The 12,236-nt window shown below is 34.1% G+C and carries 11 protein-coding genes; 2 read left to right on the top strand and 9 right to left on the bottom strand.

Annotated features, from left to right (window positions below):
- The first annotated feature begins 332 nt into the window (after positions 1-332).
- Positions 333-461, top strand: a complete 129-nt coding sequence (locus AC5LWL_RS03215) for an anti-repressor SinI family protein (RefSeq protein ID WP_493432980.1) — start codon at positions 333-335, stop codon at positions 459-461.
- A gap of 451 nt (positions 462-912) precedes the next feature.
- Here AC5LWL_RS03215 and AC5LWL_RS03210 read toward each other — a convergent pair whose 3' ends face one another.
- The 9 genes from AC5LWL_RS03210 to AC5LWL_RS03170 form a co-directional block, all read right to left on the bottom strand.
- Entirely contained in the window at positions 913-2,175 is a 1,263-nt protein-coding gene (locus AC5LWL_RS03210) for a lipopolysaccharide biosynthesis protein (protein WP_493432979.1), read from the bottom strand.
- A gap of 659 nt (positions 2,176-2,834) precedes the next feature.
- Positions 2,835-3,050: a helix-turn-helix domain-containing protein gene (locus tag AC5LWL_RS03205; RefSeq protein WP_493432978.1), complete on the bottom strand. Its 216-nt coding sequence runs from the start codon at positions 3,048-3,050 to the stop codon at positions 2,835-2,837.
- Positions 3,051-3,153: 103 nt separating this feature from the next.
- The gene (locus tag AC5LWL_RS03200) at positions 3,154-4,752 is read right to left on the bottom strand and encodes a glycosyl hydrolase family 28-related protein (RefSeq protein ID WP_493432977.1); all 1,599 of its coding nucleotides are present in this window, start codon (positions 4,750-4,752) and stop codon (positions 3,154-3,156) included.
- Between the two features lie 155 nt (positions 4,753-4,907).
- Entirely contained in the window at positions 4,908-6,083 is a 1,176-nt protein-coding gene (locus AC5LWL_RS03195; protein WP_493432976.1) for a nucleotidyltransferase domain-containing protein, read from the bottom strand.
- A 17-nt stretch (positions 6,084-6,100) separates the two neighbouring features.
- Positions 6,101-6,556: a lasso peptide biosynthesis B2 protein gene (locus tag AC5LWL_RS03190; RefSeq protein ID WP_493436525.1), complete on the bottom strand. Its 456-nt coding sequence runs from the start codon at positions 6,554-6,556 to the stop codon at positions 6,101-6,103.
- Between the two features lie 25 nt (positions 6,557-6,581).
- Positions 6,582-6,878, bottom strand: a complete 297-nt coding sequence (locus AC5LWL_RS03185) for a lasso peptide biosynthesis PqqD family chaperone (protein ID WP_493432975.1) — start codon at positions 6,876-6,878, stop codon at positions 6,582-6,584.
- Positions 6,879-6,880: 2 nt separating this feature from the next.
- Positions 6,881-7,810: an aldolase gene (locus tag AC5LWL_RS03180; RefSeq protein ID WP_493432974.1), complete on the bottom strand. Its 930-nt coding sequence runs from the start codon at positions 7,808-7,810 to the stop codon at positions 6,881-6,883.
- Positions 7,811-7,988: 178 nt separating this feature from the next.
- Positions 7,989-8,114, bottom strand: a complete 126-nt coding sequence (locus tag AC5LWL_RS03175) for a paeninodin family lasso peptide (protein ID WP_493432973.1) — start codon at positions 8,112-8,114, stop codon at positions 7,989-7,991.
- A gap of 16 nt (positions 8,115-8,130) precedes the next feature.
- Positions 8,131-10,068 (bottom strand): asparagine synthase-related protein, encoded by a 1,938-nt coding sequence (locus tag AC5LWL_RS03170; RefSeq protein WP_493432972.1) that lies wholly within the window; start codon positions 10,066-10,068, stop codon positions 8,131-8,133.
- A 273-nt stretch (positions 10,069-10,341) separates the two neighbouring features.
- Between AC5LWL_RS03170 and AC5LWL_RS03165 the strand changes: the two genes are divergently transcribed.
- Complete coding sequence (locus tag AC5LWL_RS03165; protein ID WP_493432971.1) at positions 10,342-12,162, top strand: ABC transporter ATP-binding protein; 1,821 nt, start codon at positions 10,342-10,344, stop codon at positions 12,160-12,162.
- Positions 12,163-12,236 lie beyond the last annotated feature (74 nt).

The raw sequence follows: 12,236 nt of genomic DNA, 5'->3' as shown, positions 1-12,236 counted from the left end.
GATATCTTTATTGTTTAAACAGTAAGGAGGTTTTTCTTGGAAGAATATTCGTTTATTTATATCTCCTTCAAATTTTCACTTCCTTCCAAAAAATATTATCTTAAGATAATATTAAATAACCAACAAACATTTCTTTTTTATGACAATTACCGACAGGGAATTCAGATTTAAATAATCAACTTTCTTAAGTTAGAGAAGAGTTTAATTAACTTTCTTCATAGATTATAAAAGCTCTAGAATGCATGTTTTTGTAGAAATTTGTCTATAAGTTTTTTGTGTATCATTGAACAAAATATTATACAATATCATTATAACTATTTTAAGGGGGATTTATGGTTAACACGATTAAAACTGTAGAATTGGACAAGGAGTGGATGGAGCTTATCGAAATAGCTCTTACAATGGGACTATCATTAGAAGAAATAAGAGCGTTTCTAAACGAACCAAGGAGCACAACATAAATATTCTTATCTCCAACAAATATAACCACTTAATAATCTGAATATTAAATCTTTTACGCCACTTTTGTAAATTTTCTTGAAATGTTTTTTAAATGAAATGTTTTTTTCATTGTGTACTCACCTATCCTCTAATCAAATGCTAAGACCAGTACTTTTTATTCTAGAAAATGATCAAACAAAAAAAGGCGCAAGTGCCTTGAACAGCTCTAAAGAACAATGTTCACATGACTTAAAAAATGTTTTTTACTTTTAGAGGCATGTGGCAATACTCACTAGAGCTAGGTGCTGACCGGCTAAATACGCCACGTCCTTATGTCTTCGCCGGCACTTGTACATCCTGTACGGCGAAGCTAGACACTTATCAGACTTCAAGAAATTTATACTTTCTCACCTTTTAAAATCAGGAAGGCTAACTTTTCGCATGTACTCCAATTTCTACTCCTTTTAAACGTTAAACAGCTTCTGATAATTCCTTTCCTCTTTTTGTTTTCCAAAAAGAAGCAATTAAATAGACAGATAATACAGTTGCTGCTGCTATCACTCCAAAAACTGCCCCAATAACATGAAAATATTTAGACATCATTAATCCAAAAAATACAGTAATGACCGCGTTCAATAAATTCCCGATAAAAACTGGACGGGTATTCTCCATGCCCAGTAAAGCTACTAATGCAGGCTTGTTTAAGCCTAGCAACAGCTGGTACATTCCGAAATAGATGGTTAGATACGAAAAACTAGCAAACTGTTTGCCAAACAGAATACTATACATAAAATAACTAACAACAGTTGCCAAAAAAGTAATTCCTACTAGCGGCAAGCCTGCTTTTGTATAAATGCTTTTTACAAGTGAATCTATCCCCTTTACACCATTGTTAAAATATTCTTTCGAAGCAATCGGTGTATACATATTTTCAAAAAATACAAGGAGAATGGTAATTAAACCAAGGAGATTCATCGCAGTTCGAAATGCACCTAATTGGATATCTGAAATAAAGTAGGATAAAAAAATCATATATCCCTGAGTGGATATCCAATAAAATACTGTCCCAATAATTGGCCACTTGGAAATCTTCCAATGTGTATACAAAACATTTTTTTGGAATAGCTGCCGACTTAATGCGTTTGAAGTTTGATTATATCGTTTTCTATTTTTGCGCATTCCATTTAATAAGATATTCGCTAGGATTGCAAAAGAATACGCGATGCAAAGAATCATAAAACTATTACTAATGGTTATACCTTGAAAGATAAAGTAGCTATTTACACTAAAAATCAATACAAGAATAACGCTTCCCACAAATAGATTTTTTAGATTCTGCTGTGTATATCCGATTTTCCGGATGATTTCATAACAGCCCCAAACGATAGAGAATAATACGCTATACAAATATGTTTGCCAGCTTATGTCTCTTACGAAAAGATCTAATATTCCTAAAAAAACACTACTTGTAACAAAAGATAAAAGCAGATAATATTTCATTATTAATCTAATATAACGGCGAGCTTGCGTTTTATATTTGTTTTCTAAATATAATTGAATCGGCATGGCACAAAAATTAGTTGTAATCAAAAATGCTAAAGTTACCGTAGAAAAAAGGATAACAAATAAAGCAAAGTCACTACTGCTTAGCTGTCTGCTATAAATAACAATAATTAAGAAATTAAAAAACGATATCATACCTTGCTCTAAGACACCAAAAATATGTTTTTTCATATCGACCCTACCTAATTAGTATTTTTCCGATAATTTTGTATGTATCTCTCTTTTCCAATTATCAGAATTAGTAGTAACCTTTTTATTTGCTTTCTCTCCACTGTTCATTCGTTATATAGAACAAAAAATCTAAAAAAATGGATGTATCTATTTCCTTAAATTCATGAAAATAATATGGAGGAATTATTGTTTTATTGATAACCATCTGTTCTTTATTAAGAATTATTAAACTGATTTTATCACCTACCATTACCAATGTAAAGAAGAATAAGTAAAGACTATGTTATATTTTAGTATTGATTTGTATTAGAATAAAATACTAGAAAAAATGACGAAAAACACTGCTGATATTAGCAAAATAAGCTAGCAGAAAGCAGGATTGTACTAACGAAGCTGCTAAGCAGAAAGTACGCAGAACGAGTGATAATTTACTCACGAAGGATAGATAGAGGGTGGAACTTATCCGGCAAGCTCATTCAATTTATTTATTATAGAAAGAGGAATTCGCGTTCTTCAAACAGAATATTAGTTTCTTTACACCTTATGTATGACCTTATTATATTTTCCTAATAAAATGAATGGAACATATTTTGTCCATAAAAGGAAACATTATGTATTTAGATAGATATTATTTGTTCCTATTGCTTTTTTGTATTTTTTCATTCATTTTCTTGTGGAAGATCCTCACTTATTAACTCATTAATACTTGTGCCCAAAATGTTTCCAACTCGCTTAAGAAAGTCAATGGATGGATTATTTTGAAAACCATTTTCCAAATTACTTAAATACGTTTTGGATACCCCTGCCTCCTTTGCTAATCTAGACATGGAATATCCTTTCTCCTTTCTTAAATAGCGAATACGCTCTCCAATCATGTTAGTTGCCCCCTCCTACTACTCTCTTTTCCCTTTAATAAGATTTTTTTCTTAAACAGCCCTTAAAAACAAGCATAATAAGGGCTATTGCTTGTATATACACTTATTTTAATACCGTTTCATTTAACATATACGTTCCATCTAAATCGATGGTAATAGGATTTAAAGTAACCGTTGAACTAGACTTCATGGATAGCTTAATAAATCCATCTTCTAAAATCAGCGAATAATTAGAGAAAATAGCTCCAGCCTGGTTCACTAACTTTAGATTGGATTGAATAGATCCCGAGGAAACCTCATATCGGAAATATAAATCGATTTTTTCCGCCCCGCCATATTTTAACATGGATATTTTTATCGATCCCTCTCCATATGCAGGCGCTTTTATGATTGGAATTTTATTTACTCCAACTATTGTCTTATAATCATTTAAAAGATAATAGGCGGACTTTAATGTTGCTAATTGTGTTTTTGCCAAGCTATGTGTAAACATAGTAGCGGGGTCTACCTTCGTATAGCTGACCACCCTGTCAATAAAAGTATCTTTTTGGAAATGAATAAGGGTTGGTGTCTTGCTAAGATAAACGGTTCCAAATACATGAGAAGCAGACGCTATAATTCCTATATTACAGTTTTCAATAAATGTACCATCTGCGTGGATGCAGCCTCTGCCATCAACAAACATTCCTTTATCAAAGCCTTCTATCCTATTGTTGCCAAAATTAAAATTCAACACGCCATTTCCATCATATACACGCCAAAGTCCATATCCTTTTTTGGTATTATCCAATTTTTTAAAATGATTTCCAGTTATAATCGGAGTTTTGGCATAAAGGGTAGCTGACTTACTTCTATTGAATACAACACAGCCGTCTCCTCTACACCCGGCAAATACGTTTCCAACAACGGTAACATTTTCACTTGCATCCTCGATATGCAGTGCGTCTCTTCTGCTTTCCTTTATCGTATTCCCGATTATAGAAATATCTTTTCCTTGTGCTATTCCAATTGCAAACCCACCAGTTGTTGCGGTTGAAGCATTTCCTGCTATAATCTCATTTCCAATAATCCGTATTCCACTTGCTACAATATCACTATTATTTGGTGTATTAATTTCAATAGCATCTGTTTGATCTGAACTAATTTTATTATTAATTAGTGAGAAATTTCTGCTTTGTGTAGAGTTATAGTTTAATAAATATCCGTATCCATTTTGTGCATGTATTTCGCTATTACGAATATGAACGTCTGTTGTCTCTGCATGATTTAAATGGACTCCATGTCCAACACTTTCAATGCTGCTATCTATGATGGATAAATGATTTACACCATTTGCAACAGTTGCTACTGCCTGCACATTCGAGGCGGAAGAAATATGGAGGCCCTCTAAAGTAATATCATCACTTGAAATCGGAATATCTTGTGAACTAGTTGGATTTTTAGATAGAAGCACTGCATCTCCTTCACCTTTCAGCTTAACTGGTGTAGGCATATTCAATGTACCGCTGTAATAATACGTTCCTTTTGGAAAAATAATTTTTCTTACTCCAAGTGTATTGGATGTAGTTATTGCTTTTGTAATCGCCTGCCTATCGTCCGTTGTTCCATCACCAACAGCACCAAAATCTTTAACATTAATTTCCCTTTGGGACAATGAGTTGGATAAATCATTGATACGATTGTCCGAATTAGTATCTGCCATTATAAAGCCACCACCTTAACTAACATATATATTACTTCTTACTATATGATGTTATGAACGAAAAGGTATGGGTATCTGTGCAAATTGGTTTAAATGGCTGCCTTTTAAATCTTAATTAATGAAAAATATAGCGACGCTCTCCGTTATAATAGACTTTATTCCTCTCCTGTTTTTTCTCTCCAGGCCCATAAAAATGGTCGAAGAGGAAAATACAAAAAATGCAACCTCTTTGGAAGTGGTACCATTTCGGCATCTTCGTGGGTAGGGTATAATCTAACTAATACATATTTTATTTTTTTAATAAAACTAGTTTGCAGAGAAAAGGAATATCGTTTTAAATCTTTCTCTATCGCTTCTGGAGATGCATGATATTTTTCACTATTTCTAATAAATAGTATAGAATATTGAGCCAAATCCTTTATTTTCTTGTTAGATGAAACAAAATTTTTATTTTTTGGAATGGAAGTATGTAATAGCTGCGAAGATAACATCATTCCTTGACCAATCAGATAATGATTATTACTCCTTTTTATTAGCTGCTTAAGTAAACTACGATTGAACTCTTTTCTAGAAAGCTGATCAATGTCCAACAGCCAGCGAAGACGAAACCATCCATGTCGAGCTCCATGGGCCATAAGGTATAAGTACAAATCTTCATTCCCTAAATGGTTGATTGGATAATTAGATAGTTTGCTTACCCTTTTTCTTTCCCATAAAGATTGAAAGCTTGGTTCCTTATCTGGTGGATTATGCAATCTCCAATGTAGTTCTATATTTATTTTTTTGGTTGAATGCAAATAGGAAAAGTGATGTGTTTTCCATTTCCATTCTTTTAATATAATAGGATACTCTTCTTTCATATATCCTTCTCTACTAAGAATCTCATCCGCTTCCTCTATCTTGTCATAAGGAATCAGGATATCTAGATCCTTTGAAGTTCTTAACGAAATATCTCCATACAAATCTGCCGCTAAAATAGGACCTTTTAAGACAAGGGAGCGAATGTTACTTTCCGAAAATTGTTTCATGACATATTCCATTTCTGCGCTTAATTGCAGCATTTGAAACGTATTTTGTTGATAGTTAACTCGTAAGGTCTGTAAAATATGGGAGGGGATCCAATCGTTTTCTATTTTGCTTAGTTTTCTATAAACGAAAGGATAGACACGGTGATGGATGGCTAATTGAAGAAACTTATCCCAATCACTTCCTGCATATTGTTTCTCTATCTGTCGAATATCATTATCCGTAGAATTAAATTGTAACAACGATAACAATAGCTTTAATTCAGTTGAAAAACCTGACATATCTAGACCCGCTTCTACTCCCACAGAATTTCCCCTTTCCATTACACTTCATTGATTTTGGCGAATTTACCCACTACTGTGAATCGATTCATCACGTCTGCACCCGTTATATATAATTCACCTGTGCGAAGCCATGCATGGGCAATCATTTTTCCGCTGCTGTCTTTCCCTGTACCTAAATATAAAGTCGAATCTATCTTTCTTCTTTCTAACATTTTCATACCTGCAATTGCTCTTACAAGACACTTACTCTCCCAAAAGGTATGATGGCTTACATTATTTACTGCTTTGGAGATTTCTGTTACTTCCACTGTATCTGTATTTTCGAGAAAATAAGAAGATTCCGTCATTTCCGCTCCTAGTGATGGAGCTACCTTTGAAAATGGTAGAAAAACAAGAATACGTGCATACCCTAAATAGAGGATTGCTTCTAAATACAGCATTTTCATTTTAGTATTTAACGCCAGAAATTTTCTTATCTTTCTACCCATTTTCACATTCCTTTCTGATGACAGCAGGCTATTAATGATCATCCACTTGTAGTAAGCCTTCCTGCAGCATTTGATTTAAGAAAGCTAATACTTGTTTTTCACACTCTTCCTGTTCAATAGTAAATTGTTCTTGCAGGCTTCGAACAATTTGCAAGACTTTAGTTGGATTGTTCATTAAGCTCCATATCATTCCGCCTATATTTCCTAAATTATAATACTTTCCATTATTTACACTCATCATGACTATTTCTCCATCCATATTGCTGATGATATTCCCCTGTTTTTGTGTAACAAGACTTTCTACTGAGATAGCGTGCTTTTTTAGCATGTTCACAACTCCTTGTTTAAATGATTCAATATGAGGGGCACTAGCTCATTAGCCGTAAATCTAGAACTGGGACGTTCTATTCGCCATACCTTTATATGACTTAGCATTTTTGCTGTGCTATTAAAATGCCAATCTATTAGATTTAACCTTTGAATCAAAAAGCTTCGATAGGTATGGCGGTAAAGAATAGGAAAACGCTCTAAATTATTTATTTGGTGTATCATAATATCATCATGATCCGTTTTGGCAATTTCAAAGATGCCAGCTAGAGGTACTGGCTTTAAATCAAAGGAGGATCCTACTGGAACAGCATATTTCGTTTCTCTTTCAAATAAAGGCTGATACTGTTTGCTAAACATGCCAAATTGATTTAAGCTCTCTTCCCATAGCTTTTGTTGAGGATAAGAAGGAAAGACAAATGGTTGATGACTCTCAGGGAAGGAAACAGCAATTACATCATCACTGAGAAGGGTGTAATTGTTTTTTAGAAAAGCAGAAGCCAAGGTTGATTTCCCTGCTCCAGATTCGCCAACAAAGGCATATGCTTTTCCATCTATTGCTATACAGCTTCCGTGTAAAGAAATAATTTTTCTTTGAAGCAATACAACCCCCATGCAGGTACCGAGTATATAAAGCCGGACTTTATCTTCCGCTACAGCCTTGAATGGAGAAACAATGATTTCTATTCCATCTCGAATACAAAAAATAGCCGTATCAGGAACTTGAAACCATACTTCCTTTTCCCTTACGATTACACTGCTACCTTCCTCCCTTAATAAGGTTGCCCATAAGTCTGATAAATCTTTTCGAGAAATGATAACTTCTACTTGTTTTTCCTCTTCCTTCCATTGAATTAACTCAGGCAGAATCATATCGCTGGCTATTACTAGACCAAATGCTTTATAAAGACCTTTTTTTGCTGTTGCAATCATCTTTTCTCACCCCAAATGGTATAGTAAACATGCATGTATCGAAAAAATACCTTCTGGAGTTGCTTTAATAGGCACTCCAGAAGAATTTCATTCTGTAAATGTATAAACAACCATCATTATAATATTCTTCTCGTCTTAAACGTAAAATTTGCAACAAGAATAATCCTTTTTTTAATGGTTAACTGTAATGCATCGTTTCATCAGGATCTCCCTGAATTAAATCAGGTATAGATTTCCCAGGACCTGCCATCGTCATTTTAATATCTAATACTTCTAATACTGGTGTTTTCCATTCTTGTTTCAAGCTATTTCACCTCCTTTCAAAAATTTTGTTTTAAAAATCGATACACAATTAAACTTCTCATTACTGTTTTTAATTCTTTCGAATAGATTATATCTACTGAAGGATTTACCTTAATCTTTGAAATAGCTTCTTTCACCATCGATGTATTGAAATATTCGGCAAATTCCTGATCTTCACATAGCTGCTGCAATTCTTTTATAAATGCACTCCAGTTTGGCATCATCCTGTGTATTCCATCAGCACCTTGAATTCCACGTATCCGCTGATTCAACCTAATATTATCTGGTAGAAACCCTTCAGTAGACCTTCTTATAAGCGATCTTCCCACTCCATTTTGAACTCCTTGTTCTGCTGGAAGCGATAAACAAAAGCGAACAACTCGCAAATCATTAGTAGGGTCGCGTTCCCAAATGGAGTGGTAGAGTGACATTTTTGTTCCTACAACTCCATTAATATTCCAAGAATAGGATTGTTCAAAATGATTTTTTCTTTCTTGATAGGCATCTCGAACACTTGCATACTCTCTGCTAATCCCCTGTTCTTCTAATCTATTTAAAATATCTGTTCTTTTGGCAAAAGCCGCATTAATTAATAATGGTGATGGTGGTTCTGCATAAACTTGTTGTATTTTCGTTAACAAAGGGTACGCTTTTTTCCCCGCTATCGATAAAAGCCTCCATCTTTTTATTCCTATTTCATGGCTACAACGATATATTTCCTTATAGAGATGGATCCATTTCAACTTTTTCATTAGCATTGCTTGATAATCTAGTACTGGTCCCCAGGAAACAGTCCAGTTTCCTCTAGCTCCATTAAGCAGAACTCTTATTCCCTGTTGTTTTGCTTGTTCATAAATTCCATTCATCCAAAATGAATTCTCGAAGAATTTATATGGCATCTCCAAAATTTCTAGCCATTCATCTATTTCAGTTAGTGGACTTTTCCCTTTAAAATCCAGGTAGTTATCCTGAATATTTCCTACATATTTAACAGTTGAATGGATAAATGGCCGTTCATCGGCTACCCTATTCTTCGGTGTCCAATCTTTGAAGTTTTCTTCTGGAATGCTGCTATATGTATGGAGAATTCTCTTTTCTTTTTTTAACGCTTTAGCAGCAAAGCTCACTACGGAACCTGAATCCAATCCTCCACTTAAATGTGCTCCCACTTCGCCATATGTTCTAAGTCTCGCTGTTACTGCCTTTTCATATACATCTCTAAATGCTTCTTCATATTCCTCATTAGAATTAAGCTTTAACAAGTTCCCTTCTGGCAGCATGCAGTATTTGGAAAAGGTTAAGCTTCCATTTTCAACGGACATAGTATGAGCTGGTGGAATTTGTTCAATATTTTTAAAAACAGTAGAAATGGGATTTATCGTTTCTACTCTATCTGGTAGAACTAAAAATTCAGCAAGCCAATCTTCATTCAGTTCCTTTTCAATATAAGGCAAGGAAAATAGCGGCTCCATAACGGTACTACATGCAAATCTATGAATATTTCGATAATAATAAAGTGTTCGATTCCCTGAAAAGTCTCTTGCCCCAAAAAGGAGCTGCTTTTTTTTATCCCATATGATAAAAACGAAATCTCCAATTAGAAATTTAGGTGCTTCTTTTCCCCATTTTTTGTATGCCAGCAAAATTAGTGTACTATCCGAGATACTTTCTCTCTGACCTTTTCCTATTTGCAGCATTTCAAATAGTTCCTTACGATTATCGATAATAGCATCTGCATTTATAACCATTTCAGAATGATCATCATAATAAGGCAACTGTTCACTAATTGATTCAGGTGTAATCCATTGTGAATGACAGCCAAGAAAAACCTTCTCATCACTCCAAATCCGAACGGCATCTGCAGGATATTTTTGTAATTTCTCCATCATATTTATTCCTTGTTCTTCCGATATCGGCTCCTGATTATGATGAAGAATTCCTATAATCGCACTCATCTTATCCTCCTTTCTTTTTTAATATTTTTTATATCATTCGTTCTTTATTAAGAATAATGTTACAACTCAAATAATATTCTGTCAACTATATAATTCTACGATTTTCATTGATATATCATCATTTAACTTATAACTATCAGTTTATTCTTTGAAATTAAAAAACAATATTGCACTCCTTATATTTACTTTATAACGAACGTTCTTTATAATGAACTTACCGTCAAACCTTTGCCTATATCCAATTTTCAACTATTTAATGAAGGGAGTTATGGAATGGAACATCCTATTCTAGTTCAGAAATTAGTACATCTAAAATCTATCTTGTCTACTTCCAATAAAAAAGTATATTCTTCCTTTCTTAAAGGGTATATTTCAAAACATTGGAAAATATATACCCTTTTATTTCTTTCTATTTTACTTGATATATTCATTACCATTGCTTTTGCTTGGTTCTTAGGTAAAATTACAAACGCAGCCATTGATAGCAACTTACAACAGGTAAAGCAATTAATTCCACTGGGTACGCTTATTGTTTTCATCAATCTCTCGAATACGTATTTAATTACGTATCTGGATTCCCGGGCAGCTAATGCAATAAAACAGGATGTAAGAGAAAACCTTTTAAATCATCTGTTATTTCTTCCGGTAAACAAACTAGCAGCCTTTCGAACTGGTGAATTATTAGCTCACTTTACTAACGATATTAATAGTATTGATGCGATGATCGGAAAAAATTTACTTAACTTTTTAAAGCTTCCTTTCATGTCTATTGCTGTTTTTATCTATTTAGTTCATGTAAGCTGGCAACTTTCTATTATCCCCCTCTGCATAGCTCCGATCGCATTATGCAGTGGATTAGTGTTTGGTGTACTTTTACGAAACAGCAGCAGACAGATCCATCAATTAATTGGTAGTATGAATAATCATCTGAGTGATATTTTTCATGGTACTTTTGTTGTTCGGTCTTTTTTATTAGAAAAGACCTTATCTAACAAGTACAATGCTCAAACTAGAAAACTTTATTCTATTGAGCTTTCCAACGCAAAATTGCGTGGTTTGTATAATGCAGGAGGAAACGGAATTGGATTAATTGCCTATATAACCAGCCTAGGTTTAGGAGCTGTATTAATTTCAAAAGGATCGCTAACCGTGGGAGCTGTATTAGCATTTGTCAATCTTATCAACCACCTTGTTTATCCTTTAAATGGGCTCGCTTCACAATGGGCTTCTTTTCAACGTTCTCTAGCAGCAGTTGAAAGAATTTCCGCTGTCTTTAATCAGAAGACTGAAACGAATGAATTCCCAGCTTTTATTCCCTCGAAACCGTTAAAAAAGAATATCGCCTTTCGAAATGTTGCATTTGGCTATGAATCCAATCAGCCAATTTTTCAAGACTTTAATCTAGTCATACCCGCTGGGAAAACAGTCGGTATTGTAGGAATAAGCGGTGCAGGAAAAACCACTTTGCTTCAATTGCTGCTAGGATTTTATAAAGTAAATAAAGGCTCTATATTCTTTGATGATATTTCCATTGAGGATTTATCTCCTTCTGAATTAAGAAGTAAGCTTGCCTATATACCACAGGAAAGCTATCTTTTTAATGGCACCATTCGAGAAAACCTTACGTATGCTAATCCATCTATATCAGAGAAAACCTTATTACATGCTGCCAAATTAGCAGATATTCATTCCTTTATTGAATCATTGCCAAATGGGTATGATACCGAAATTGGAGAAAGAGGTGCCAAATTATCAGGCGGGCAAAAGCAACGATTAGCCATTGCAAGAGGAATACTGAAAGATGCACCTATTATCTTAATGGACGAATCCACCGCTTCCCTGGACAGTGAAACGGAGTACAGAATAAAGAATGCTTTAGAAAATTTGAAAGGCGACCGAACAACCATTATTATCGCCCATCGATTATCTACCATTAAACAAGCGGATAAAATTGTCGTTATGAATAACGGAAAAATTGTTCAAGAAGGAAATCACGAGGAATTAATCGCACAAGATGGAGTTTACCGACAGTTATATTTTAGACAACAACAGGATTCGCACGAGGAAGTGTCTGAATTAATGATGGTTGATTAATTAATATTAATAGCTGACAAACACAAAAAGACCGCTGGCAATGCTTATCAAGCATTGCCAGCGGTCTTTTTTAG

Source organism: Niallia sp. WK069_GA_01, from assembly GCF_983173855.1.
This window is presented reverse-complemented; position numbering and strand designations above follow the sequence as displayed.

What these genes read in the sequence shown, in the direction of transcription:
- AC5LWL_RS03215 (WP_493432980.1), top strand. Translation starts at nt 333, where the DNA reads ATGGTTAACACGATTAAAACTGTAGAATTGGACAAGGAGTGGATGGAG.
- AC5LWL_RS03210 (WP_493432979.1), bottom strand. Translation starts at nt 2,175, where the DNA reads ATGAAAAAACATATTTTTGGTGTCTTAGAGCAAGGTATGATATCGTTT.
- AC5LWL_RS03205 (WP_493432978.1), bottom strand. Translation starts at nt 3,050, where the DNA reads ATGATTGGAGAGCGTATTCGCTATTTAAGAAAGGAGAAAGGATATTCC.
- AC5LWL_RS03200 (WP_493432977.1), bottom strand. Translation starts at nt 4,752, where the DNA reads ATGGCAGATACTAATTCGGACAATCGTATCAATGATTTATCCAACTCA.
- AC5LWL_RS03185 (WP_493432975.1), bottom strand. Translation starts at nt 6,878, where the DNA reads ATGCTAAAAAAGCACGCTATCTCAGTAGAAAGTCTTGTTACACAAAAA.
- AC5LWL_RS03180 (WP_493432974.1), bottom strand. Translation starts at nt 7,810, where the DNA reads ATGATTGCAACAGCAAAAAAAGGTCTTTATAAAGCATTTGGTCTAGTA.
- AC5LWL_RS03170 (WP_493432972.1), bottom strand. Translation starts at nt 10,068, where the DNA reads ATGAGTGCGATTATAGGAATTCTTCATCATAATCAGGAGCCGATATCG.
- AC5LWL_RS03165 (WP_493432971.1), top strand. Translation starts at nt 10,342, where the DNA reads ATGGAACATCCTATTCTAGTTCAGAAATTAGTACATCTAAAATCTATC.